This is a genomic window from Prevotella melaninogenica (assembly GCF_018128065.1).
Lineage (GTDB): Bacteria > Bacteroidota > Bacteroidia > Bacteroidales > Bacteroidaceae > Prevotella.
In genome coordinates, this window is the sequence record NZ_CP072360.1 from 1,511,341 (window position 1) to 1,535,696 (window position 24,356).

The 24,356-nt window shown below is 48.7% G+C and carries 21 protein-coding genes and 1 pseudogene; 5 read left to right on the top strand and 17 right to left on the bottom strand.

Going from position 1 to position 24,356, the window contains the following annotated elements; translation table 11 throughout:
• Window position 1: 1 nt before the first annotated feature.
• The 13 genes from traM to J5A56_RS13790 all read right to left on the bottom strand — a co-directional run bounded on the left by traM (window position 2) and on the right by J5A56_RS13790 (window position 10,138).
• A complete protein-coding gene (traM, locus tag J5A56_RS12015; RefSeq protein ID WP_211815526.1) occupies window positions 2-1,270 on the bottom strand; it encodes a conjugative transposon protein TraM in 1,269 nt (422 codons plus the stop codon).
• On the bottom strand, window positions 1,263-1,565 hold the full coding sequence (locus J5A56_RS12020) for a hypothetical protein (protein ID WP_211815527.1): 303 nt from the start codon (window positions 1,563-1,565) through the stop codon (window positions 1,263-1,265). Before J5A56_RS12020 ends, traM begins: the two co-directional genes overlap by 8 nt.
• A 4-nt stretch (window positions 1,566-1,569) precedes the next feature.
• Window positions 1,570-2,193, bottom strand: a complete 624-nt coding sequence (gene traK, locus J5A56_RS12025; protein ID WP_211815528.1) for a conjugative transposon protein TraK — start codon at window positions 2,191-2,193, stop codon at window positions 1,570-1,572.
• Window positions 2,194-2,216: 23 nt separating this feature from the next.
• Window positions 2,217-3,254 carry a conjugative transposon protein TraJ gene (gene traJ, locus J5A56_RS12030; protein ID WP_211815529.1) on the bottom strand — a complete coding sequence of 346 codons (1,038 nt, stop codon included), beginning with the start codon at window positions 3,252-3,254 and terminating at the stop codon, window positions 2,217-2,219.
• 40 nt (window positions 3,255-3,294) lie between these two features.
• Window positions 3,295-3,927 (bottom strand): DUF4141 domain-containing protein, encoded by a 633-nt coding sequence (locus tag J5A56_RS12035; protein WP_008823910.1) that lies wholly within the window; start codon window positions 3,925-3,927, stop codon window positions 3,295-3,297.
• Between the two features lie 200 nt (window positions 3,928-4,127).
• Window positions 4,128-6,641 (bottom strand): TraG family conjugative transposon ATPase, encoded by a 2,514-nt coding sequence (locus J5A56_RS12040; protein WP_211815530.1) that lies wholly within the window; start codon window positions 6,639-6,641, stop codon window positions 4,128-4,130.
• Entirely contained in the window at window positions 6,638-6,973 is a 336-nt protein-coding gene (locus tag J5A56_RS12045) for a DUF4133 domain-containing protein (protein ID WP_008566149.1), read from the bottom strand. Before J5A56_RS12045 ends, J5A56_RS12040 begins: the two co-directional genes overlap by 4 nt.
• A 4-nt stretch (window positions 6,974-6,977) precedes the next feature.
• A complete protein-coding gene (locus J5A56_RS12050) occupies window positions 6,978-7,280 on the bottom strand; it encodes a DUF4134 domain-containing protein (RefSeq protein ID WP_036918814.1) in 303 nt (100 codons plus the stop codon).
• Window positions 7,281-7,434: 154 nt separating this feature from the next.
• Complete coding sequence (locus J5A56_RS12055; protein WP_021670886.1) at window positions 7,435-8,253, bottom strand: hypothetical protein; 819 nt, start codon at window positions 8,251-8,253, stop codon at window positions 7,435-7,437.
• Window positions 8,254-8,255: 2 nt separating this feature from the next.
• Complete coding sequence (locus J5A56_RS12060; RefSeq protein ID WP_223381209.1) at window positions 8,256-8,633, bottom strand: DUF3408 domain-containing protein; 378 nt, start codon at window positions 8,631-8,633, stop codon at window positions 8,256-8,258.
• Window positions 8,634-8,738: 105 nt separating this feature from the next.
• Window positions 8,739-9,212: a DUF3408 domain-containing protein gene (locus J5A56_RS12065; RefSeq protein WP_004351245.1), complete on the bottom strand. Its 474-nt coding sequence runs from the start codon at window positions 9,210-9,212 to the stop codon at window positions 8,739-8,741.
• Window positions 9,199-10,002 (bottom strand): division plane positioning ATPase MipZ, encoded by an 804-nt coding sequence (locus J5A56_RS12070; protein WP_036918809.1) that lies wholly within the window; start codon window positions 10,000-10,002, stop codon window positions 9,199-9,201. Before J5A56_RS12070 ends, J5A56_RS12065 begins: the two co-directional genes overlap by 14 nt.
• A gap of 13 nt (window positions 10,003-10,015) precedes the next feature.
• Window positions 10,016-10,138, bottom strand: a complete 123-nt coding sequence (locus J5A56_RS13790) for a hypothetical protein (RefSeq protein ID WP_282958285.1) — start codon at window positions 10,136-10,138, stop codon at window positions 10,016-10,018.
• Window positions 10,139-10,592: 454 nt separating this feature from the next.
• On the opposite strand from J5A56_RS13790, the gene J5A56_RS12075 reads away from it, so the two are divergent.
• From J5A56_RS12075 to mobC, 3 genes are all read left to right on the top strand, one after another.
• Window positions 10,593-10,979 (top strand): hypothetical protein, encoded by a 387-nt coding sequence (locus J5A56_RS12075; protein WP_004346347.1) that lies wholly within the window; start codon window positions 10,593-10,595, stop codon window positions 10,977-10,979.
• Between the two features lie 16 nt (window positions 10,980-10,995).
• Window positions 10,996-12,276 (top strand): conjugal transfer protein MobB, encoded by a 1,281-nt coding sequence (mobB, locus tag J5A56_RS12080; RefSeq protein WP_009347074.1) that lies wholly within the window; start codon window positions 10,996-10,998, stop codon window positions 12,274-12,276.
• An 83-nt stretch (window positions 12,277-12,359) separates the two neighbouring features.
• On the top strand, window positions 12,360-14,363 hold the full coding sequence (gene mobC, locus J5A56_RS12085; RefSeq protein ID WP_009347073.1) for a conjugal transfer protein MobC: 2,004 nt from the start codon (window positions 12,360-12,362) through the stop codon (window positions 14,361-14,363).
• 190 nt (window positions 14,364-14,553) lie between these two features.
• Here the strand turns inward: mobC and J5A56_RS12090 are convergent, their stop codons facing one another.
• Together J5A56_RS12090 and J5A56_RS12095 are read right to left on the bottom strand one after the other, a co-directional pair.
• A complete protein-coding gene (locus J5A56_RS12090; protein ID WP_004343303.1) occupies window positions 14,554-14,760 on the bottom strand; it encodes a hypothetical protein in 207 nt (68 codons plus the stop codon).
• 128 nt (window positions 14,761-14,888) lie between these two features.
• On the bottom strand, window positions 14,889-18,578 hold the full coding sequence (locus J5A56_RS12095; protein ID WP_211815531.1) for a peptidase M26: 3,690 nt from the start codon (window positions 18,576-18,578) through the stop codon (window positions 14,889-14,891).
• Between the two features lie 678 nt (window positions 18,579-19,256).
• Here J5A56_RS12095 and J5A56_RS12100 point away from each other — a divergent pair.
• A complete protein-coding gene (locus J5A56_RS12100) occupies window positions 19,257-20,285 on the top strand; it encodes a helix-turn-helix transcriptional regulator (protein ID WP_007367162.1) in 1,029 nt (342 codons plus the stop codon).
• A gap of 185 nt (window positions 20,286-20,470) precedes the next feature.
• On the top strand, window positions 20,471-21,832 hold the full coding sequence (locus J5A56_RS12105; protein ID WP_021670734.1) for a DUF4099 domain-containing protein: 1,362 nt from the start codon (window positions 20,471-20,473) through the stop codon (window positions 21,830-21,832).
• A gap of 90 nt (window positions 21,833-21,922) precedes the next feature.
• Here the strand turns inward: J5A56_RS12105 and istB are convergent.
• Window positions 21,923-22,710, bottom strand: a pseudogene (istB, locus tag J5A56_RS12110) (IS21-like element helper ATPase IstB).
• Window positions 22,711-22,716: 6 nt separating this feature from the next.
• The gene (gene istA, locus J5A56_RS12115) at window positions 22,717-24,297 is read right to left on the bottom strand and encodes an IS21 family transposase (RefSeq protein WP_004353653.1); all 1,581 of its coding nucleotides are present in this window, start codon (window positions 24,295-24,297) and stop codon (window positions 22,717-22,719) included.
• Window positions 24,298-24,356 lie beyond the last annotated feature (59 nt).

A 24,356-nucleotide genomic window follows, 5' to 3' on the forward strand; every position in this document is an offset into this window, starting at 1 on the left:
TTTATTTGGACTGAACCAAGAAAAGGCGGTAGCCACCCTTGAGCGTTACCTTAATGGTGCGCAGTTTCTTCTGAAGCAGCTGACTTGCGCCCTGCATCACCCCACGGGCAGCCTCGGAGATAATCTGGTCCTTGGCAGAGGAAGCGAAGGTAAAGGATGTGCCCATTGAACCGCCGATGTTCGCCCCGACTTCCTTAAGCGCATTGATGTCCTCCGAACCTGGTATATACACTCCTTCCTGTCCGTCTGTATCGTATGCCGAGAGTTTGACGGCTATGATATGGCCGTCCACCTCAATGCTTTTGACAAGCAGGTGCATACGGTTACCCTCAATCTTGGCGACGGCTATGAGTCGGCTCTGCCGTGGAATACGCAAGCCCTGTACCTTGGCACTTTCAAGCAGACGGAGCACGACATTATCGCCCTCTTTGAGCGTCGTTGTCCTGTCCACCACCACTTTGAGTGTATTGCGCATCGTGGGTACAGCCGTGCTTGCGAGCGAATGAAAGCCCATATTACGAGCCTTCTTGCCGTATTCCTCCATAAAGTACACATCGCTCATAGGCTGGTCAAGTGAAGAAACTATCTGCCTGTGCTCCGGCAGAACCTCCATTGCAGGCTTTTCGTTCTGCATGGTCTTGCCCTTAGCGGCTTCAGAGCCGCCTGCAGCTCCTTCCGTCTTCTCTTTTTCAGCAGTCAGACCGTTATTGAGGGTAGGTGGAGTTGATGCTTTAGGGAGATACTTCGCTGCCATCTGATAGCTCTTTTCCATCAAGGCAAGCTGCCGTTTCTCTTCATTGTCCTCCCTGCTGTCTTTGACAGAGAGTTCCTTTTTAAGGTTATCTATCTCCGAGCGCAGGGCTTCACGCTCCTGCTCGTGTGGGTCGGGAGCGTAAAAGGAGTTCAAGAGGCGATTGTTCTCTTCATAGCGATGCATGGAGCTTTCTATCTTTGCCGTAGAAGCAGCCGTCTCTGCACGCTGCGCCTCTGATGGAGCAGTGTTCTGTGCGAAATAGTCCGATAGTCTGCCCATCTCCTCGCGGGTCTGTTCCTCCTCGTGTGCCTTGTCGCCTAATTCGTAGGCTTTGAGCTTGTTTTCGGTGAGCTTTTCAGTCGTTGCCTGCGGGATGCTGTCATTGAGTCCCTGCTCCGCTGCGGTCTTATCCTTGCCCGAAGGTGCGAAGATAAACCACATCGAGAGGGCAAACAGCAGTCCCAAACCTCCGAAGACCAAGCCTTTCTTCATTTGTTCTTTCTGTTTATTATCCATTTTCCTTGATTGTTTGATGATGTTGTAGGTAAAAATTGCCGTGTAACTCGTGTAAAGTGCTGTCCGTCCGTATGGGACTGTCCGTCAGCTTTCCCGTGGGGATGGGTAGTTTCTCCGTCTTTGGAGGAAGGAAAAACTGTGCTATCATCCAAAGCGAGCAGAGCAGATAGATGAAGCTCAGCCCATAGACGATTTCCTTTCTCTGCCTTATCGTGAGTCTTTCACAACGATGGCGGAGCCACAGGTGAAAGCGCAGATAATGACGTGAGCGTAAAAAGTTTCTTTTCCTTGCCATAGCCTTACCGTTTATAAGTCTGTATGTCCCTGTTCTCCTTGACGAGGAAGTTCTCCATCAGGAAGCCTTGTGGGTTGTTGTCCGAACGGACAGAGTTCTGCAGCGTGCAGGTTGTAATGAGACTGCGCTCCGTGACGTTGCTCTGTCTGACGATGAACTGCCGTGCATAGGTCGTTACCGTATAAGGGTAAGTATTAAAGTTGCAGTGGATAGAGTCCACCTCTATGCGCTGATTGACATTACCCGATATGGCACGGTTATAATAGCCCTTCTCTGCCAAGTCTTTATAATAGTTGAAAGCCGACTTGTCACACAGGAGGAAGGCACGCTCCATATTCTTCTCAATAGCATCCTTGTCAGGCGCAATGGTGAAGAACAGCTCATGGAAGCGACGTACATGCTCCCTTGCCTCCACGGGACGGTTTCGGCTTGCATCCTGACTGAGGGCAAGCATGAGTGACTTTCCCTGGTCAAGCACATAGATTTTCTCCCGCTGCTCCTTGGCGAAGCTGTACGAGGCATAGACGGCATAACCGCTCACCGCCACGCAGACGATGGCAAAGACAAAGGCATAGAGTCTTATCTGTCTGAATGAAGTCTCGATATTACCAAGTGATTTGAATTCCATTTTTTTCCTTTCTTTATTAGTGATTACTTTCCTTTGAGCAGTGCACCCTTGATACGTCCACCGACATTTCCGATGACCGACCCTGCACCTGCCGCGGCATATCTTCCGCCCGTGTAGGCACTTTGTGCACCGCGCTGTGCAGCTTGATTGACATTGCGACCATAAGAGCCGATACCACCGCCGGCTTCGATAATCCAGCCTGCAACGGTGGGAACGCAGAAGTAACCTACAATGCCGATGAGGAAGAAGACGATGTAGTACCACGTCCCCGAATCAGGCAGGTAGTTAGGGTCACTGAGTGCTTCAATATCCTTCTCTATCATCAGCACCTGTATCTTGGTGAGCAGAGCTGTTAAGATAGAGCTGACGGGCAGCCACAGATAGACCGATATATAGCGTGAGAACCAAGCCGTGAGCGAACCCGACAACCCGTCCCACACGGCAATGCCGAAGACTATCGGACCGAGAATGGAAAGGACGATGAGCATGAACGTACGCAGCGTGTCGATGATAAGCCCTGCGGCATGGAACAGCAGCTCCATGAGGTCGTGCACCATCTTCATCACCCATTGCTTGGTCTGATAGGCAGCACGCTCGGCATACATACCCGCTATCGTCACGGCATCTTCAGGTCCGATGATGCCCATTTCCTCTATCTTCTCATCGAACTTCTCGTTGGAGACAAGGTAGGCTGTTTCAGGATTCCTAAGGTAGGCTTCCTCTTGCAACTTGTCCCGCTTGGCAGTAAGCTCGGCAAGGTTCCCCTCCTGCTGGTGTACCATCATCTCCGTTCCCTGCACTACGGGCGAGAGAACGGCATTCATCGTACCCAGTACGACTGTCGGGAAGAACATGATGCAAAAGCCCAGCACAAAAGGTCGGAGAAGTGGAAAAACGTCTATCGCCTCGGCACGGGCAATGGAAGCCCATACCCGAAGAGCAATGTAAAAGAGTGCGCCCAAGCCTGCAATGCCCTTGGCAATGCCTGTCATCTGGGCGCAGAGCGGCATCATCTCTTCATAGGTTGAGCGTAGCAGCTCGTGTAAACTGGCAAAATCCATAAGCAAGTGTGTTTAGATGTATGAATCACCAATGACCTGATTACCAATACCTGCTTGCCGTATTGCCGTAGAGTGCTTTGACGGAGGCAAGGTTGTTCTTTTCTCTTGCACGCACGTAGCTCACGGAAATGTTCTTCCTTGTGTAATACGACACGAGCGAGCGGTTTTCCCTCAGTGTGGTATAAATACGGTCGATTGCCTGCATACGCTCGTGGTCGTTCATCGAGAGAACACCCGACTTGACGATGGACTTGAGTTCCTTGAGACTCTCACCGCTCTGCTCCAGAAGCTTGGCATAGCCCGAAGCCATTGCAGCAAGTTCTGAAGGGCGGAAGTTCTTGTCCGAGAGCATTTTCTTATACGAGGTGACGTAAATCTCCGAGATGTCGCCCACCATCAGGATGCACTCCTTGACCTTGTAGGCATCCCCAATGAGGTTGTTCACTTTCTTCAGCGCATCGTAATACTTCTTGGTGTCGTTGTAGAGTTTTTCCACCTCCTTGAATCCGTCCAAGGTGTTCTTCACCGTCTTCGAAGCTGTTGCTATCTCCTTGACCGAATTGACGATGTTGCCGGCGAAGTTACCGGGATCGGTTACTACCCACTGTGCGTGGGCTTTTCCGCTGAATAAAAGGACGGTGCCCATCAGCAGCATTAAAATTCTTGTTTTCATTGTTCTTTTTGTTTATGATGTGAATACTATGTTTGTCTGAATGTCCACTAAGGGATGTCTATTCAGCTTGCTGTTATAGGGATAAGTTGGACAAGTTAGTCCAAGTATTTGGACACGACTGTCTAATTGATTGGACACGTTTGTCCAATTGTTTATCCACGTTTGGCTAAACCAATACATTTTTTACATGTCTTGTCCGATTAACGGTTTCGTGCAGCCCGTTTCTCTTGTGCAAGCTGACGAATAGCCGTTTCGATGTCCCCACCGAGCTGTGCCGCCCTGTTCATTACCTCCACCTTCTCGGTTTCCTCCGTGGTGTAGGTGAGGTATTCCTCCATGCTCACTTCCGTGGCATAGACAGCACTCTGCATACCGCCCAGCCCTATCCACACTTCCTTGTAGAGTCGGTTCGGGTCGTTGTTCTGGTTGATGGATAGTATCTGGCTCTTTTCCTTTTCCGAAAGGCCGAGCATCGCCTGTATGCCGTCGAACTTGGTCATGTACTTGCGCTGATCGAGCAGTATCTTGCAGTCGGAGTTGTTGATGATGCTCTCCTTGACGATGGGCGACTGAATGATGTCGTCCACTTCCTGCGTTACGACAATGGCTTCCCCGAAATACTTTCTCACCGTCTTGTAGAGATACTTGATGTAGTCCGCCATGTTTGCCGAAGCGATGGCTTTCCACGCTTCCTCGATGAGTATCATCTTGCGGACACCCTTTAATCGGCGCATCTTGTTGATGAAGGCTTCCATGATGATAATCGTCACCACAGGAAAGAGGTCCTTGTTGTCCTTCACTTGGTCGATTTCAAAGACGATGAAGCGTTTAGAGAGCAGGTCGATGTTCTTGTCCGAGTTCAAAAGAAAGTCGTAACGACCGCCTTTATAGTATTGCTTGAGTGTCGTCAGGAGGTTATTGATGTTGAAATCCGAGAGCGTCACCTTGATGTCCCGTTTCTCCATATCCTTGCGATAGACGTCTCGCAGGTATTCATAGAAAGTATTAAAACAGGGCGTAACACTATGGTCTGCACATATCAGCTCGATGTACGAGTTCACGGCAGAGCCAAGTTCACCTGCCTCGGTCTTCGTGATATGCTCATCAGCACTCTTCCAGAGCGTGAGCAGCAGCGTACAGATACTCTCCCTTTTCTCTACATCGAAGAAATAGTCGTCGGTGTAGAAGGGATTAAAGGAAATCGGGCTTTCATTGGTATAGGTGAAATAAACCCCATCTTCGCCTTTGGTCTTGCGGTGGATGAGTTCGCACAATCCCTGATACGAGTTTCCTGTATCGACCAAGAGGACGTGCGCCCCTTGCTCGTAATACTGGCGTACCATGTGGTTGGTGAAAAAAGACTTACCACTGCCCGAAGGACCCAAGATGAACTTGTTACGGTTGGTGATGACTCCCTTTTTCATCGGCAAATCCGATATATCTAAGTGGACGGGTTTTCCAGAAAGGCGGTCTGCCATCTTGATGCCAAAGGGTGAGAGCGAGTCCTTATAGTTCGTCTCTGCCGTAAAGAAACAGAGGGCAGGCTCGATAAAAGTATAGAACGACTCTTCTGCAGGAAAGTCTGCCGCATTGCCGGGAATACCCGCCCAGTAGAGCGTTGCCGCATCAATGGTATTGTGACGTGGGTGGCATTCCATAAGAGCAAGTGCAGAGCCTACGTCATTCTTAATCTGGCGAAGTTCTTCCTTATCGCTGCTCCATGCCAGTACGTTGAAGTGGGCACGGATAGATGTCAGCCCCTGTGAGTGGGCAATATTGAGATACTCCTGTATCCATTCCTCGTTGATCTGGTTGCTACGGCTGTAGCGTGCCAGCGAGTGCATGTTTCTTGCCTGCTTCTCGAAGCGTTCCAAGTTGGCATCGCTATCCTCGATAAAGAGGTACTGGTTATAAATGTGGTTACACGGCAGCATCAAGCCCACAGGCGAGGCAAAGGAAAGTCGACAGTCGCTTCGGTCGGTGGATAACCGCTCGTATCGGCTGTCCGTGCTGACTGTTGTCGGCAGGTCATCCGTATCACTGAGTGTATGCAGACAAAGCATATTGTCGCCCACACGCACAAGGTCTGCGCCTAGACGGATGTCCTCCAAAGACGCGTGTCCTTCTTCTGATAGAGAGAAATACCTGTCGAGTAGTCCGCCCTTTTCATTTGTGCCAACTAACTCTTCTTCTGTCATGCGGACAATCCTTAGCTGCTCGGTATCGTTGATGATACGCTCGAACTGGTCTACGGCTTCCATGAACTTCATCACCTCGTCCTTGTTGGTAATCTCCTTTGGTAGCAGGTGTCCACGGCAGAGCGAAGAAAAATTGCTCTGTTGTGCCATACGCTGCTTGTTGGTCTTGGTAAGGAAGAGATAGACTGAATGGTGGAGATACGGACGTTCGTTGAAATGCCGTTCAGAGGAACGGGCAAGGAAGCTCAGTCCGCCATCGGAGAGCTTTCCTTGATAGTCCTCCTTGATGAACCAGTCCTGCTTGTGTACGATGCTGTAATTGGGTAGCACCTTGATTGCCTTATGCCAGGCAGAGTGCATTGCTTCGTATTCTGTAGAGGTGACGGTAAAGAGTTCGGGCAGCTCCACACGGAAAGCCACCGTGATGTCAGCATCCTTGCTCACCATACACCCCTGCTCTATGGAGAGTAGCGGGAACTTCGATTCCAAGGTAGTTATCTTGCTTTTATTTCTCATTTCTTCGCTTTCTTTGGTTGAAGGTTACGGATAAGGTGGCAGACCGTACGGCGGTTCACAAGGTAGCGTGGGTGCATACGCACTGCTCCTTTCTTCATCAATCCATATTGCCCGTACTTTCTGTTCATGGTGAACGTTTGCCACACCACTATGGTGGCACCCACTACACCTATGACAAGACAGGCTATCTGACTGATGCCGCAGAGATAGAGAATGACCACGAGAATGAAGACTGCCAGCAACCCTCCTGCAAAGAGGAAGAGGTACTGTGCCTTCAAGCCCTTGAATTCCACCGTCCGGCCTACACCCTTGTTGATTTCAAATGCTGCCATCGCCTTACAGGAAGAAACTTCTCAGGATAGTGGCAGCCACGATGAGGAAGATACATGCACCGAACCAAGAGGCTGCGGTCTTGCTCGTATCGGGGTCACCACTTGAGAACTTGTTATACACTTTTATTCCTCCAATCAACCCCACTACCGCCCCTACGGCATAAATGAGTTTCGTGCCGGGATCGAAGTAGGAGGTTACCATTTTCGTTGCTTCATTGATTCCGGCAATGCCGTTGCCTTGTGCGTATGCTCCTATGGCGGTAGCCGTCAGCAGTAACAGCATTGTGATTTTCTTTTTGTTGTTCATTGTTCTTTTTATTTTAAGTTGTTAAATGAATTGTTTTCTTTTAGATAGAGGTGGTAAGGGGTGGCTCGGTTTTATCGTATGACAGATATGGGATGATTGTTTTACTTTTGAGCCACCCCTCGAACACTGTACAATATGAACAAAAACACTAGTTTTACAGATAGTATGAAAGTGGACGCTCGTCTTCTTCCGAAGCATCGCTGTTGCTGCTCTCTACGTTTGAGTCTGTTTCAGAATCAGGAGAAGAGCTTATATTACTTTCCTCTAATTCCGCTTCCTCCGCTTTGCGAATGGCAGCAAGGAGCCTTTGATGGTCTTGCTCCTGTCCGAGTGCGGCTTCTTTCATGTATTCCATGAGCTCAGTCCCTCGTATCGCTTGCAGCGTTTCGTGAACCTCCGTTTCGCTTTCCTCATCGAGTGCATCGTCATTCCTGTGCCAACCGTTGACACGGATAATGTCCCTTGCGAGGATACTGGACGGTGATACTTCGGGCAGAGAATCGTCTGCTATCAGGCTTTCACTTCGTCCACCGATGTCCAATTCCAGTTCCTCACGGGCTATGGTGTCCTCATCCGGTTCGTCCATCGTATAATCGACATCCATCTCATTGTCGTCCTCCTCTGCGGTACTTCCTGCTTTTTCGGTCGCGCCCTGCCCTGTTTGGGTGTTTTGCCCTGCAAAAGTATCAGAAATTTTGGCTGAATTTTCAGACGAGGAAACAGCGGGAATTTCGGGGACAGACGGGGAAGTGAAAGGTTTGCTCCTGCCTACCAGAATATGGTGGGCACTGTCTATTTGCTCTTGGGAAACAGAAGGCTTGGGACTTTCACCTTGCTTGCCAGCTTTCTGTTTCGGGGTGTTCTTACCTGATAGGGCTGCTGAGTCTTGAAAAAGCCTCCACAGGTATGCGATGCCCAAAATCACCCAAACAACACCCAAGAAAAGGAGAATATCTAAAAGAACAGTTTCCATATTCACAGGTATAAAGTGTTTTTTAATTTCTGCTTGTCTGCAATCTCATTGATAAGCTCCTGATGAGTTTTGAGGTGATTGGTAAGGATATTCTCTATGTAAGCCGTCAACGTCGTTTCCGCCTTTGTATCGCGGAGAACATTGCGGAGTATGGTTAAGGTCTCTGTGTTGATCGTGAACCCCGATTTGTTTCGGGACCGCCTTGGAATAAAGAACTTGGCTTTGTAATCCTCCCATTGCTCCTCTGTACTTTGCAGCATAAAGTCAGCAAGGTAATCCGTATCTGTAAAATCCTTGCTGTCTTCCATAAGATGCTGAGTTCCGGACGCTGTTTTCTTTACCTGAGTGGGATTGTCCGTGTTGTCTTCCTTGGTATTCATGTCTCTTATGTAAACCTGAAAGAAAATGACACAGCAATATATAATCAGAAGAATATTGCTGAATACCAAGAATAAAATCAGAAAATCGTTTGTTGTCATAATATGTTATATTGTTATGGTTGTTTTACGCCGTTGTCTTGCCGTGGCATTGTTGAGCAGTTCCTTATGCTCTCTGAGGTGCTCACGCAAAATGTTGTCTATGTATGCAGCCATCGAGATCCGTTCACCCAAGTCTTGCAGCACGTTCCTTAGTACCTGCAAGGTCTCCACATCCATCGTGAAGGCTGTCTTTTCGCGGATACGGACAGCGTGAAAATAGCGTGTCCGGTAATCGTCCAATGAGAGTACCTGAGTCTCATGCGGCACTTTCCTTGCCCTTTCCGCATTCGTTTCTTGGAGGACGGGAGTATTCCCTTGAACCGGCATAATCTCCTTCGCCTCTTGTTGCTCGTTTTCTTCATCCTCATCGGGCGGGTCGAAGGCAAGCGTATCCTTGGGCTTTCCTTTCATCATGCCGTCCTCTGACATCTCCTTGAGCTTGGCTTCCAAGATTTTTCTCCGTTCGTCAATCCGTGCCATTGTCCGCCTCCTTCTTTAGTCTGATATGCGTGAGCAGGCTGTCAATCATCTCATCCAACCCCGTGCCTGCACGTTGGGCTTTGCCCGGAGCCAGATAAGTGGAACGGAATGCCCCACGAAAGCCGTATTGTTCCAACTCGTGACAGAAACGGTGGGCGGCATAGACGTGTTCGTCAAACAGCGTATAGCCCTCGTTCCTGATGTATTCGCTGTATTTCTCTATCAGCGTGCTCTTCACCCGTCTGTCCACCTTGTTCCAAAGGAGCATGACATCCTTGATACGCGCCCCGGTCATCGACACCCCCAAGTCCTGCATGGTCTTGGCATAGGCAAGGCAGGAGACCATTGACTGTACGTCGGCCTCGATGGGGGAAAGGATATAGTCCATTTCTAGTGAGAGTTCCAGCAGATCACTCGTCCCCGCATGCCCGGGAAAGTCGAAGACCACCAGTTCGAAGCGTTTCTTGGAATTTTTGCGGATATGTTCTTCAGCCTTGGCTATGGCACTCTTCGGGTCGGCCTTAAGAACACGGTAGGAAACACGTCCCAATGTTGAAAAATAGTTGTTCATCTGCTGGGAAACCAAGGGATCGCCCTCGACAAAAGTCTTTTCCCTTTGGCGGAGCTTATAAAAAGAGTCCTGCGAAAGGTCGCAATCCACGATGAAGAGTTCGATGCCTTTCTCATAATAGAGGATGCTGCTGACGATTTCTGCCAGCGTGCTTTTTCCGACACCTCCCTTCTGGGAGGAAAAGCCCAGAAAGATGGGCGATGTATTTGTCTGTTCCATTGCGATAGATATTTTATTTGTTGAACTGTCTTTTGGGCGATATGCCGTTTGAACGTTTGATTGTCCGATAGAACCATCGACAGTTTGTTTTATCGTTTGTCTTGCCGATCTGTCGGTCATTTGTTTTATCAATCATTTGTTCTATCAACCATTCGGTTTGTCAAGAGTTCGAGAAATCTACATCTCGAAATGTCGAACTATCGAGAAATCGAACAATCTATTTTCCGAACTTTTTATCGTCCTTTTTAACGTTTGTTCGAGTGATTGTCCGCTCGTTCTGTCTGCAAAATAAAAGCTTTTTCGATAGATTTTTCTATGCCTGTGAAATGGAGGGAAATATGAGGAAAAAGAGGGAATATGGCTGATAATGAGATATTTGGAAATCTGCCGTAACTTTGCAGGCGGATAGGGAACATGGAGGTAAACTACCCGAAGCGGACACCCTTACAGGTGGATGCTTCATTCGCATCAACTCTTGATACCAGCAAGGTGTGTCTTTGTCCGACAAACTCCGTTTCTGCCGACAAAGACCCTTGCCCCGAGGGGGGAGAGAATTACTCCAAAGTCGTAATTAGATAAGGATAAAAACAATGAACGAAAAGATAGAACGATGGGACAGATGGGATACCCGTCTTCCCAAGCCCAAAGACCAGCAACGGGCGATTGATTTGTTCCATAAATCAGGTGCGGAAACCAAGTCGGATTTTGTGCGTGGTCGTATCCTTGGAGAGAGTTTCAAAGTGATTACGGTGGACAAATCTGCCGTGGAATATTACCGAAAGCTCTCAGAACTGACGACGCAAATCCATAAGATTGGCGTGCTGTATAACCAAGCCGTGCGTGCCATCAACAGCTATCACAGCATAAAGACTGCACAGATTATGCTTGAGAAGTTGGAGAAATTGTCGGCTCAAATCATTGCCTTACAAGAGCAGGCTATCAATCTAACCATTGATTATAGAAAGAAGAAGTATTGAGAATTTAGTTAGAAAAATGATAGCAAAAATTTCAGCAACGGAGAACCTTGGAGGGGCACTCGGCTATAACTTCAAAAAGGTGGAGAAAGGGGAAGCAAGCATTCTCCTTGCCGCTGAGTTGTATCAGGACAGAGAGGGACGTTATACGATGGAGGACGTGCTTGCCGACATGGAGGCATTGATACCCAAGAAATGCCGAACGAAGAAGACGGTGTTCCATTGTTCCCTTAATCCGCATCCGGACGAGAAGCTCTCAGATGAAACACTCACGCAGATTGCCAAGGAGTATATGGAGGCACTCGGCTACGGCAATCAACCTTATATCGTGTTCAAGCACAGCGACATCGCCCGTGAGCATATACACATCGTATCACTTCGGGTGGACAGTCGTGGGCAGAAGATTAATGATAAGTTTGAGAAACGGCGGAGCAAGCAAATTACCGATGCCTTGGAAAGGAAGTATAACCTTATTCCGAGTTCAAAGGTTACTGAGAAGGCAGTAGCAGAAACGCCCAAGGTAGATATTGGTAAAGGGAATATCAAGGAGCAGGTGGCAAGCGTTGTCCGCATGGTGCTGAAACATTATAAGTTTTGTTCATTAGGAGAACTGAATGCCATCCTGAGTAAATATAACCTTGCCGTGGAAGAAGTGAAGACGGAGTTTCGGGGAAAGAAATATGACGGACTGGTCTATGTTCCGACAGACGACAAGAGCAATAAAGTAAGCACACCCATCCATGCCTCGGACATCGGCCGTGGTGTGGGCTATACTGCCGTACAGAACAGGATGCAAAAGTCCAAGCAAACCATCAAGCCACTGATACCAACCGTCAGGAACAAAGTGTTACAAGCTATGCGCACCTCTCCCCAGACAGAGAAAGACCTGCGGAGCAGATTGGAGGAACAAGGCTTGCGTGTGGTAATCCGAAAAAATGACAATGGAAGAATTTACGGCATTACCTTTATTGATGACGAGCAAGGTGTTGCACTCAACGGTTCACGATTGGGAAAGGGATATGCCGCCAATGTATTCAATGGCTATTTTTCCAATCCTACGCACAACCCATTCTTGGTTGAAATGCTGTATGGTGGTTCGTCTGTTCGTTTGGAACCATCGCCAACCGCTCATCCCTTGCAATCAGATACGGAAGATGGAGACAACCTTGTCGATGAACTCATCGAGGATATAGTGGGTGACTCTTTCAGATCTACGGGCAATGATGATTGGAAAGAAGCGGCATGGCAGCGTAAACTTCGCAGGCAAAGCAAAGTCAATCTCAAACGGAGGAAAAGATAAGTAGGTATTTCAAATTTTGTTTGAACAGTATTCAAACGCAATTCAAATAACGATAATACAACAAATATAAAAGCAATACGATTATGGCACAAGAAGATGATTTAAGGGCATTGGGTAAGGTTATGGACTTTATGCGGGGTATATCGGTGATATTCCTCCTTATCAACTGTTATTGGTTCTGCTACGAGGCATTTCAGCAGTGGCATTTTACACTCGGCGTCGTCAACAGAATTCTGATGAATTTCCAACACACGGCGGGCTTGTTTTCGTCTATCCTTTGGACGAAACTCTTTTGTGTGGTGTTTCTTGCTTTATCCTGCCTTGGGACAAAAGGCGTGAAAGAAGAGAAAATCACATGGCCAAAGATTTGGGCGGTGCTTTTCGCAGGTTTTGTGTTCTTCTTTCTCAACTGGTGGCTCTTAGCATTGCCCATCGGCAAGATTGGTGCAGCTACGCTATATATCTTCACGCTGTCCGTTGGTTATATCTGTCTGCTGATGGGTGGCGTATGGATGAGCCGACTGCTCAAAAACAACTTGATGGACGATGTATTCAATACGGAGAACGAGAGTTTCATGCAGGAAACACGATTGATGGAGAATGAATACTCGGTAAATCTCCCTACACGTTTTTACTATAAGAAGAAGTGGAACAAAGGTTGGATTAACGTGGTCAATCCCTTCCGTGCCTCAATGGTGCTTGGCACACCGGGTTCGGGTAAATCCTACGCCATTGTGAACAACTATATCAAGCAACAGATTCGGAAAGGCTTTGCCATGTATATCTATGATTACAAGTTTCCCGACCTTTCCGAGATTGCCTATAATCACCTGCTTCATCACTTGGATGCCTATAAGGTAAAGCCGCAGTTTTATGTTATCAACTTTGACGACCCACGCAGGTCTCACCGCTGCAATCCCATCAATCCTGCTTTTATGACGGATATATCCGATGCCTACGAGAGCGCATACACCATCATGCTCAATCTGAACCGCTCGTGGATACAAAAACAGGGAGATTTCTTCGTCGAGTCTCCGATTATCCTGCTGGCTGCCATCATCTGGTTCCTGAAAATCTATGAGGACGGGAAGTATTGCACCTTTCCCCATGCCATCGAATTTCTCAACCGTCCCTACGCACAGATATTCCCGATACTCACTTCCTACGATGAACTTGCCAACTACCTTTCTCCTTTCATGGATGCTTGGGAGGGCGGAGCGCAAGACCAGTTGCAGGGACAGATCGCCAGTGCCAAGATACCGCTTTCACGTATGATAAGCCCTGCACTTTATTGGGTGATGACGGGCGATGATTTCTCGCTCGACATCAATAACCCTAATGAGCCGAAAGTGCTTGTAGTTGGTAACAATCCTGATCGACAGAATATCTACTCGGCTGCACTCGGTCTGTATAACAGTCGTATCGTGAAACTCATCAATAAGAAAAAACAGCTCAAAAGCTCGGTAATCATAGACGAGTTGCCGACTATCTATTTCCGAGGCTTGGACAACCTCATTGCTACTGCACGAAGCAACAAAGTGGCAGTATGTCTTGGTTTTCAGGACTTTTCACAGCTTACCCGTGATTATGGCGACAAGGAAAGCAAGGTGATTCAAAATACGGTAGGCAATGTGTTTTCCGGGCAGGTAGTCGGTGAGACGGCTAAGACGCTTTCCGAACGGTTTGGAAAGGTCTTGCAGCAGCGGCAGTCCATGACCATCAACCGCAACGACAAATCAACATCTATCTCCACACAGATGGACAGTCTTATCCCGGCAAGCAAGATTTCCAACCTCACACAGGGCATGTTTGTCGGTGCCGTGTCCGACAACTTCGATGAGCGCATCGACCAAAAGATTTTCCATGCGGAGATAGTCGTGGATAGTGCCAAAATCTCCGCCGAGATGAAAGCCTATCAACCAATCCCTATAATCGCGGACTTTACAAACGAAGATGGCTCCGACAATCTCAAAGAGACCATCGAAGCCAACTATAAACGCATCAAACAAGAGATTCTCTCACTTGTGGAATCGGAGAAGGAACGCATTAAAGCGGACCCGGCTCTTGCCCACTTGTCTAAGGAGTAGACCATTTACCAACCGATGTTTCCGAGCATCTGTTCCTTGCAAAGGTTTCCGAGAAAAGTTACCTTACTATTGGGAATAGAAAGATATATGTTCGAGAGAATATCTTTCGGACTGTATGTGTACGTCATTTTCTTTAATTATCAAAAGGGCGTGGCACCTGTTATGCACCACGCCCTCGATAAAAATGGATTTAATCATCCCACAGCGATGACGGGCGGCGGCTCGGGGCGTCATAGTCATCGTCGTCCTCCTCGCCGTCAAAGAAGTTGTTGCCTTTCGAGAGTGCAGGCCCCGTGGCGGGGTCTTCACTGATGCCCACGCTGAGGGAGCCGGCGAGGATAGAGTTTTCTAATGTGATGGGGACCACTTTAATTTCCGGTTTGATGTAATTGTTCATTTTTTATTAATTAACTGTTTGTTTTAAATCATCGGGGGGAGCGCACCGCCCGTTTCCGTGGGATTCGGAACGTGATGAATCACGCCCCTGCGGCGTGCCGCACCCCCGATGAAGAGAGACTTCTTTTTTTATTTCACTATCACCTTGCGACCATTGACGATATACACGCCGGTGGGAATCTGTCGGCGCACGCTGTCGTCGAGGCGGTCGGCCACGCGCTGTCCCTGGAGGTTGTACACCGCACCGTCTGCCGCACCGTCTGTCGCACCGTCCGTCGTGCCGTAGATGCCCGTGGTCTCGCCATCGAAGACGATGGAGAGCCGCTTGGCACCCTCATGGCTGTTGTAGCTGATGTAGGCGCGGTAGGCAGGCACCGTGACGGAGGGGTTGTTGGACGTTACCTTGTGGAACAGGCCGTCGGCCTGCAGGATGTAGGCGTGATCGGAAGTGAGCCACCAGTTCACCACGTCATGCACCGCACCCTTGAAGTAGTAGTTGCCGGCAGATAGGACGATGCTGCTACGGTCGGCCTTCACCTGCAGGTTCTCTCCGCCGAGCTGTGGCGTGCCGTCAGCCACGAGCAGGTAGGGCCTGTAGGCTCCGAGCGTGCCGTTTACCTCCTTGAAGTGCACCGCGGTGCGGCTTTCCTGTCTGTCGGCAAGGGTGTAGGCCTTGAAGCCCTGCACGGGCAGGTCGTAGGGCAGGCAGAGCGTGGCCTTGCCGGCGGCGAGGGTGCGCTCGTAGCTTGCCTTCGCGGCGGTGAAGTCGAGCCCGATGGGCAGCGACTGTCCGTCGGTGAGGCGGAAGTCGTCGCACGTCCAGCCGTTGTTTTCCTTGTTATAATACACATAGTTCGGCTTCGCCTTGTCGGTCTCGCAGTAAAGGCCCGGCCACTCGCCCAGCACCTGTGCCCAGTGGCAGCTGTCGGTACGGTCGCCTTGCAACTTCTTTGTCACCTCGCCGCTCTTGAGTTGCTTCTCGACTATCCGCTCACCCTGTGCTGTGCCGCAGGGGTTGAGGTAGTAGCAGTTGTTGAGCGTGGGGTTCGGGGCGAAGGTGTAGCCGCCCTTGGAATTGTTCGTGCCGGTGTAGAGGCAGTTGTCGAAGGTGCAGGTGGCGTCGTCTGCCTGACCGCATACAAATCCGCCCATGCCCTGCCTGCTGTTGTCGGTGGTGCCATTGAGGTCGCCGGCCACGATGCAGTCTTTGAAGGTGATTTTGCCTTTGCTGTATGCTGCGCGCACCATTCCTGCGGCGCAGTAGGTGTCGTTCTTGTCGCCGTTAGTGATTTTCACATCGCTGACGCAGCCCGAGAAAGTGGTGTTGCCACCCGCCTCGAAAGCAAATACGCCCAAAGGCTCGCTGTCGGACGTCATCTGCCCCGTTACGCGCAGGTTCTTGATGGTGGCATTTGTTACAGAGGGGAACAGCGCGATGTAACCACCGCCGTTACCGTTCCAATCGATCGTGATGGTGTGCCCCTGTCCGTCGAAGGTGCCGGAATAGCCGGTGCTCTCGCTGCCTATTTTCAGGAAGTCCCCGCCGAGGTCGATGTCGGCGGTGAGCCTGGCGTTGAGTTTTCCCTCCCCGGATCTTACGAGCTCGCCGAACTTCTTCCAGTCGTCCTTGGTGGCGATGCTGATGTCTTTGAAGACCACGTTTGCCACCACGGTGGTGTTGCCGGTAACGGTAGAGGACGCCGAGAAGTCGCCCTCAAAGCTGAGCGCGTAGGTAATGTTGGGAGCGTAGTCAGCACCGAGCAGCTCCTGCACGGTGGGCAGGCTGACGGTCTGGCCGCGGTTAGCGTAGCGCATGGCCTTCACCTTGCCGTTGAGAGTGAACTTCACCTCGTACACCTGTTTTGCAGCCTCGGCGGTGGGCTGCGGAATGGTGTCGGTGCCGAGCACCTGTCCCCACACGGTTTCCTCGCGCGTGCCCTGCAACTTATGAGCCACATAGCCGTTCTTGAGTTGCTCCTTGGTTACCTGCGTGCCCTGTGCCTCGCCGCAGGTGTTGAGGTAGTAGCAGTTGTTGAGGGTGGTGGTGGCGCCGGAGGTATTGGTCGGGGCGAAGGTGTAACAATTGTTGTTGCTGTTGTCCGCGTTGTTCGTGCCGGCGTAGAGGCAGCGGGTCAGCGTGCAGGTGCCGTTCTGGCTATATACAAATCCGCCCATGCCTTTCTGCCCTTTCTCGGTGGTGGCGTCGATACTGCCCTTGACGAGGCAGTCGGTGATGGTGACGCGGGCACTGGGGAATATATAGGAAATCAAGCCTCCAGCCCCGCATCTGTCGCTGGTATAGCTGCTCGTGATGTTCACCGCGCTGACGCAGTTCGCGACGGTGATGTTGCCGCCAGCCGCTTCGTCAATCAGTCCCGACAGATAGAAACTGTTCGACCGGATGGAGCCTTCGGTGCGCAGGTTCTTGATGGTGGCGCCATTCACTCTCCCGAAGGGGGCGACGTCGTTGGCCGAGCCGGCATCCCAGTTGACGGTGAGCGTGTGGTTCTGCCCGTCGAACGTGCCGGCATAGGGCTTGTTGGCAGTTCCCGCCATCGTGATGTCCGTTTCGAGGTTGACGTCCTTCGTCATCTTCGCATCAACGGCGGTCTGTCCGTCTTCCACGAGGGCGCAGAACGCCTGCCAGTCAGCCTTCGACGCGATTTCGTAGCAGTCTTTTTCGGTGATGCTTACTGTCACCTGCCTGTCGGCTGTTACGGTGGTGGAGGCGTTGAAGCCGTCGGCAAAGGCGATGGCATAATAATGATGAGGGTTGTAGCCCGTGCCTAAGAGGTCCTGCGCCGTGGGCAGCTCGACGGTCTTTCCGCTGTTGGCATAGCGCGTTGCCTTCACCTCGCCGTTGTAGACGAACTTTACCTCGTACACCCGCTTCGTGGCGTCGGTGGTAGGCTGCGGAATGGTGTCGGTGCCGAGCGTCTGTCCCCACACCTGCGACTCTATGCCCTTCTGCAACTTATAGGCTACGTAGCCGTTCTTCAGCTGCGCCTCGGTGATCTTATCGCCCTGCACTTTGCCGCAGGGGTTGAGGTAGTAGCAGTCGGTGAAGGTGGCGCCGTAGCCGTCCTTGCCGAAGGTTTTGCTGTATTTGTCGTTGGTGGCGTTGTTCTTGCCGACGTAGAGGCAGCGAGTCAGCGTGTAGGTGCCACCATTATAAAAGACAAAGCCGGCCATTGCTCTGTCGCTTTCATCCGCATTGTCGGTGATGCTGCCTTTGACGAGGCAGTCGGTGATATGAACCGAGGCCTGGTAGGCTACAGCTTGAACCATGCCCGCGGCATTGGATGAAGCCAAACCACTGCGCCCCCCCGTGATGTCCACGTCGCTGATGCAGCCCGTGAGGGTGGTGGTGCCAAAGGCTCCATAAACCATTCCGGACAAGTTGTAACCCTTCGTCGTGATCTTCCCTTGGGTGCGCAGGTTCTTGATCGTGGCGTCCTTCACAAACGCGAAGGGGGCGATTTGGTTATCTTTGCCCGCATTCCAGTTGAACGAGAGCGTATGTCCCTGTCCGTCGAACGTGCCGGTGTAATAGAAAAAGGCATTATAGGAAGGGGAATTGAGGTCTTCTGTTCCTGCCATCACAATGTCCGAGCCGAGGTCCACGTCCTTTGTCAGCTTGGCGTTGAGGGTGGTCTGTCCGCTGTTCACCCGATTGCAAAACGCTTTCCAGTCTTCTTTCGATGCAATCGTAATGGTCTCGCTCTCGTTTCCGGAGCCGCCCTGCGCCCACGTCGGCATCGTCAGCACGAGGGCAAGCAAGAAGAGGCTGAGCCTCTGAATGATGTTTTGTTGTTTCATATTGAATTTGAAATTAAAAAAATAAATATTCTTTTGGTTATCGGGGGCGTGGCGTAGTTACTACGTTTTCCGGAAGACTTCCTTGTATATTTCTGTCCGTTCCCGATTACGTTGCACGAGAAAGTTGATCGTATCTTTGGAAAGAGAATCCAAAAGATGTTTGTGTGCCAAGCCGTCGAACGGTTTTTCAAACGGACGGAGATAAGACAACTTTTCCTTTCGCGTGGAGATTTCGGTGAACTTTTTATCCATCTCAAGTGAAAAGCCAATGATGAATTCTCCGCTTTCATTTCTTAAAATATATACCCAACAGTTGTTTTTCATTTGCCATAATCTCATTTTCTTTATGAATAACTCTTTTTGCTAATTATGAATTAAATATATTTCTACTTTCTCATTTTCTCATTTCGCATTCCTTTCTGCTGAATTTCGCATGCCTAATGGTGCTCTTCTGAGCAATTCCACAAGAAAAATCTTTGCGAGAGCAGCAAAAGATGATGCAAAAATAGCATAAAGAGAATTGTTATTTTAAGGATTATGACAGAAAAGAGCATTTTAAAGGTATTTCCGCCCCCCTAAAAACCTTAATACCACCTTAAAAACACTTAATAAAAAGCTTGGTAAAGAGAAAATAAAAACGTATCTTTGCAGTCGTTATAAAAAGTAAAAACAGCAACAATGATCATTCATTTTCTCACAGAAAAGGTATCGGCATTCCTACGGTCGCGCACTACAAACACCATTGAGCGGCACCGCGTCATCGTGTATTTGCTCCACTCTGTACTCGTTGTTACCGTCATCTCCTTGCAGTTCATGGGGCTTGGAGGTTCGCAGGAAGCGTTGCCCCAGACGATGAGCGGCATCCATCTGGCGATGTGCCTCCTTTCGCTGTCGCTCTACCTCACGCGGCGGCTGACGCTTTCCAAGGCTTTTTCACTCGTGGCGCTCGTGGCACAGTGTACCATCGCCGTGCGCTTCTTTTATTTCGCTACGGTGCGCCCCGACCATTTTCTGCAGCTCATCCTTATCAATCAGATAACATCCCTGCTGGCAATCTTCTTCCTTGTGTTGAGCTTTGTCCGGCTCACCCCCTTTATCGTCTCTGCTATCAGTGTGGTTAGCTACGGTTGTGTGGCAGCCTATCTTCAAGAGCCTTCGCTTTGGCGCCTGTTCGGTTTCTTCCTCTTCGTGCAGTTTTTCCTCTGCACGCTGGGCGAACTGCTGCGATATAATGTGATGAGTGTAACGAAGGAAAATACCGATTTGCATCACCGTGAGACGACACTGATGCGCGCCGTCAGACTGAATAAACGGGAAATAGAGGCCTACCTGCGCATGAGCAGCAACGACCACCCATCGCCCGAGGACACCGACTGCCTGTTTTCCATGCTCAAGCCGAAATCGCAACGGAACCTCGTCAACGCCGTGCGCCTGCATCTGAAAAAACACTTGATGGATGACTGCGATCTGGGACACCACTTTCCCTGTCTGACTAAATCAGAAACGGATGTGTGCCGCCTCATTCTCGCGGGAAAGAAGCGGAGCGAAATCGGCCTACTACTCGACAAAACCGAAAACAACGTCGACGTGACGCGTAACCACATCCGCAAGAAACTCAATGTACCCACTGACCAAGACTTGCAGAAATTTCTCATCAATTTATTGATAGAAAAAGAATATTCGAAAAAGGAGGAAATAAATAAATAAGTTCCTCTACCGGAAACGTTCATATTTATTTATAACATGCCATTATCCGCTTTCCATACAGATTCGGATAATGGTTTCTTGTTTTTCCCCTGTATTTCCCGCTTTTCCCAAAAGTTTTCCAATCTCTTCATATACCTATAATTTAGCCGCTTGATAACAGTATTCATCATTAAAATTATCAAGCAATGGAATCAAACAACAATGACAACTATGTGCTGGTCTTGGAAGACCGCACGGAAGTGAAGAATGAGCAGGAAGTGGGTAAATTGTCCGTCGTATCCGGTGTTGACGACAAGGGAAATCTCAAGACCACCGAGGCTGTCGCTGCCAATCAGGCAGCGTTCTTGAAGTTCAACAACAAGGACGGACTTCTGAAGAATTTCATGGCCAACTTCCTCAAACAGTTTAATAACCCGACTCACTTCGGATTATACAAGGTATTGGCAGACAATGTGGAACAGGGCGTGGACAACCTGCGTACCATGCTGCAAAACCGCGAGAAGCTCGAAAGCAAGCAGCAGCTGGCAGAGATTGGAGTGTCCTTTGATGATTATCTGCCGCAAAAGAAGAATACCACTGCCATCGACCACGAGAAAGTGGACTGGAAGATGCTCGACAGTCTTGGACTGTCCCGTGAGAGATTGGAACAGAGTGGAGAATTAGAGAAAATGCTTAACTGGCAGAAGAGTAATCTCATCACAATTGCTGTTCCTATCGGCGAGACCACTATCTACACTGAAGCACGCCTTGCGTTCCGTACGGACGATAACGGCAATATCGGTTTGGCTATTCATCCTCTGAGAAAAGAGCCACAGCTTGACTTTCCCTATATGGGCTACAAGTTCTCTCCCGAAGAAAAGGAGCAACTCCTCACTACGGGTAATCTGGGCAAGACCATCGAGGTAACACCCAAGAACGCCGAACCTTTCTCTGCATACGTTTCTATTGACCCGCAAACGAATGAAATCATCGCCCTGCGTGCCGACCGTGTGAACATCCCTAAGGAGATCAAGGGCGTAACGCTCTCTGATGCCCAGTACAAAGAACTTGTGGAAGGCAAAGCCGTGAAGGTGGAAGGCATGACTGCCAAGAGTGGTAAGTCCTTTGATGCCACGCTTCAGGTCAATGCCGAGAAGAAAGGCATTGAGTTCATCTTTGACAATAACCGTGGATTTAAGGAACGCCAGCAGCAGACACAGCAGCAAGGCGTACCACATAAGCTCTGCGGCTTGGAGCTGTCAGATAAACAGCGTGAAGCCTTGGATAGCGGTCGTACACTATATCTAAAGAATATGGTGGACAAACAAGGGCAACCTTTCAACGCGTACGTTCGTATGGACAAGGAACAGAATAGACCACGTTTTTACAAGTGGAATCCTGACAAGAAGCAGGAAACCGGCAAAGAAAAAGTGGTTGCCGTAGCCGAAGAACACAAAACACAGGTAGCCGTGAATAACCACGGTAAGACTAACGAAGCCACCAAGGATGTGAAAGAACCACTCAAAACGGGACAGATACAACCTACTGGAAAAGCCACACTAATTTGACCCACCCTGTCAAAGTATTTTAGACCCAGTAAAACGATTTATTATTGACCCACTAAATGCCCTGGTCGGGTGGGTCATTTTATTTCGCTATTACTTGGTAATATTCTTTGCTTTTATCTTTCTAAGACTCTCTCCAGTTAGTTCTATTTGATATGAGGTATGCACAATTCTATCTAGTACAGCATCTGCCACGGTAGGGTCGCCTATTGCATCATACCAGTTGTCTACAGGAAGTTGAGAAGATATGATAATCGACTTCCTTTCATGCCTATCTTCTATAATATCAAGTAATATAGGACGCTCTTTGCATCTACAGGTACAAGGAAGGCATCATCGAGGATTAACAAGCGACATCGCTCTATCTTCTTTAGCTCTGTTTCTAACGTTCCTTTGTTCTTGGCAACCTTAAGTGTCCCCAGCAGCTTTGACATGTTAGCATACATCGTTCTAATACCATTTTTACAAGCATGATAGCCTATAGCTGTAGCGATAAAACTTTTACCAGTTCCTGATGAACCAGTAATAAATATATTGCGTCCTTGCTTGATAAAATCAAGTGAGAGTATTCTCTCCATTTTGTTTTGGCTAAGGTTGCGATTGATATTATAATCTATTTGCTCAGGATAGGTTTTATATCTAAACCCTGCTGATTTTATGAGTCTTTCAATGGCTGCTGCAGAACGATAGTCCCATTCTCGAGATAAGAGCCAAGATAAAAAGGCATCTGGTGTCATCGTATCTGCAATTGTAGTTGTTAGACTTTCTTCAAAGGCAGTTGCCATACCCGTAAGCCTCATTCTATGCATTAAATCAAGAGATAACTGATTCTTATCCATTTCTTGCACAATAGGTGCTGTCTTATTATTATTTAGTTCCATAGTTGTTTACTTTAATTGTTTGCTATTATTGGATAATTGCTTTGAGAAATAATCCTTGCCTCGTATGTTCTTATGAGTTTTTGGTTTATATTCAGGAGATAGCTCCATATTATCTTCATCCATAGATATATAGGGAGCATCATCACCCTTCTGTAGTATATCCTTTATCTCATTATAGCCATAGCGTCGTCCTTCCGAGGCACAGTTACAAGCTGCTACTAGACGAGCCATGCCATACTTCTTCTCCAGCGACATGATACCACGGCAAGAGCGGAAGGCTTTTGGTGGATATTTCATCTGCGTAGCGACTTCCTTGAGATAAAGCAGAAGGATGTTGTCTATTTGCCCTGCCCGTTGATATATTTCCTCCAAATCCTTTTCAAAGCTACCATGATGACCAGGAAGATTATGTGCATCTTTCTGTGAGTAGGTATAGGGAGTATCATCTCGCTGATGGATGGTAACTAACTTTAACCCATAGTAGATTTGAACATTGTCATTATCGTAAATAAGCTCCATACGTTTGCCGATATACTCTGTTGGAACACTATAACTATGCTTTCTTAGCATAACGAAGCTATTAGCCATGACAGTAGCAGACTTTCTAGACTTCATCTGATAGCGAGCGGTAGGAAGAGGACGAAGAAAATCTTTTTCCATTTCCTCAAATAGTTCTTGACGGGATTCCTTACGCCCACTCAATCTACGGCTGTTAAATGCTTCTAAAGATGTGCGTATAGCAACATTAAGTGATTCTAGATTATGGAAAATTTGCCCTTCAATATCTACATATACCGACCGATACATTAGCTTTACAGCATTCTCAACCAGTGCCTTGTCCTTGGGACGGCGCACCCTAGCTGGATAAACAGCCATGTCATAAAATTCAGCCATAGCAGCGAAGTCGTCATTGATAACAGGCTCATTACGATCACTGCGGATAACGGCTGATTTTAAGTTGTCAGGCACAACAGCCTTGGGTACACCACCAAAGAAATGAAGAGCATTCTCGCAAGCAACGATAAGGTCTTCCTTCTTCTGCGACCACACTGCCTCGCAATAGGTGTAATGACTGCATGGAAGGGTAGCCACAAAAACCTCTACCTTCCGCACCTCACCCGTCTGTTCTTCGACTATCTCTAGCTTATCACCTGCATAATCAATATACATCTGATCGCCAGCAAGGTGCTCTACATGTCCTACGGCTCGTGTTTGACATCTGTAGGCATGGATTGCGTGTTTGAAAGTAGAATACTGGTAACCATTAGGATGAGTTTTGAGATACTCCGTGTGAAGAGATAAGATAGAAACACCCTTCTTGCTAAGCCGTTTCACATAATCAGGAACAAGTGCCTCTAACTCCAACTTGCGAGCAGAAGGCGGACGGTTACGAGAATGCCCATCTGAAAACAAGTCCGCCAGCTTATCATCTGAAAGCGACAGAATTTGCTCCATGGACAAGCCACTTTCTTGGAATTTACGGACATACTTGCGGAGGGTGTTACGAGATATATGGAAAGTACTAGAAATACTTCTTATTCCCATACCAGATGCGTAACAGCGCAATAAATTCTTTAATTTTGTCATATAAATAATAGTTTTATGTTTTTAATGCCGGCCAGGGCAGTAACACAAAACTACAAAAT

Coding starts and splice junctions, on each gene's coding strand:
- mobC (WP_009347073.1), top strand. CDS start 12,360: ATGGCACAAGAAGATGATTTAAGGGCATTGGGTAAGGTTATGGACTTT.
- J5A56_RS12045 (WP_008566149.1), bottom strand. CDS start 6,973: ATGGCAGCATTTGAAATCAACAAGGGTGTAGGCCGGACGGTGGAATTC.
- J5A56_RS13790 (WP_282958285.1), bottom strand. CDS start 10,138: ATGATTGATAAAACAAATGACCGACAGATCGGCAAGACAAACGATAAA.
- J5A56_RS12095 (WP_211815531.1), bottom strand. CDS start 18,578: ATGAAACAACAAAACATCATTCAGAGGCTCAGCCTCTTCTTGCTTGCC.
- J5A56_RS12070 (WP_036918809.1), bottom strand. CDS start 10,002: ATGGAACAGACAAATACATCGCCCATCTTTCTGGGCTTTTCCTCCCAG.
- J5A56_RS12055 (WP_021670886.1), bottom strand. CDS start 8,253: ATGGAAACTGTTCTTTTAGATATTCTCCTTTTCTTGGGTGTTGTTTGG.
- J5A56_RS12100 (WP_007367162.1), top strand. CDS start 19,257: ATGATCATTCATTTTCTCACAGAAAAGGTATCGGCATTCCTACGGTCG.
- J5A56_RS12040 (WP_211815530.1), bottom strand. CDS start 6,641: ATGAGAAATAAAAGCAAGATAACTACCTTGGAATCGAAGTTCCCGCTA.
- J5A56_RS12060 (WP_223381209.1), bottom strand. CDS start 8,633: ATGAATACCAAGGAAGACAACACGGACAATCCCACTCAGGTAAAGAAA.
- J5A56_RS12035 (WP_008823910.1), bottom strand. CDS start 3,927: ATGAAAACAAGAATTTTAATGCTGCTGATGGGCACCGTCCTTTTATTC.
- J5A56_RS12105 (WP_021670734.1), top strand. CDS start 20,471: ATGGAATCAAACAACAATGACAACTATGTGCTGGTCTTGGAAGACCGC.
- J5A56_RS12050 (WP_036918814.1), bottom strand. CDS start 7,280: ATGAACAACAAAAAGAAAATCACAATGCTGTTACTGCTGACGGCTACC.
- istA (WP_004353653.1), bottom strand. CDS start 24,297: ATGACAAAATTAAAGAATTTATTGCGCTGTTACGCATCTGGTATGGGA.
- J5A56_RS12020 (WP_211815527.1), bottom strand. CDS start 1,565: ATGGCAAGGAAAAGAAACTTTTTACGCTCACGTCATTATCTGCGCTTT.
- traK (WP_211815528.1), bottom strand. CDS start 2,193: ATGGAATTCAAATCACTTGGTAATATCGAGACTTCATTCAGACAGATA.
- J5A56_RS12075 (WP_004346347.1), top strand. CDS start 10,593: ATGAACGAAAAGATAGAACGATGGGACAGATGGGATACCCGTCTTCCC.
- J5A56_RS12090 (WP_004343303.1), bottom strand. CDS start 14,760: ATGAACAATTACATCAAACCGGAAATTAAAGTGGTCCCCATCACATTA.
- traJ (WP_211815529.1), bottom strand. CDS start 3,254: ATGGATTTTGCCAGTTTACACGAGCTGCTACGCTCAACCTATGAAGAG.
- traM (WP_211815526.1), bottom strand. CDS start 1,270: ATGGATAATAAACAGAAAGAACAAATGAAGAAAGGCTTGGTCTTCGGA.
- J5A56_RS12065 (WP_004351245.1), bottom strand. CDS start 9,212: ATGGCACGGATTGACGAACGGAGAAAAATCTTGGAAGCCAAGCTCAAG.
- mobB (WP_009347074.1), top strand. CDS start 10,996: ATGATAGCAAAAATTTCAGCAACGGAGAACCTTGGAGGGGCACTCGGC.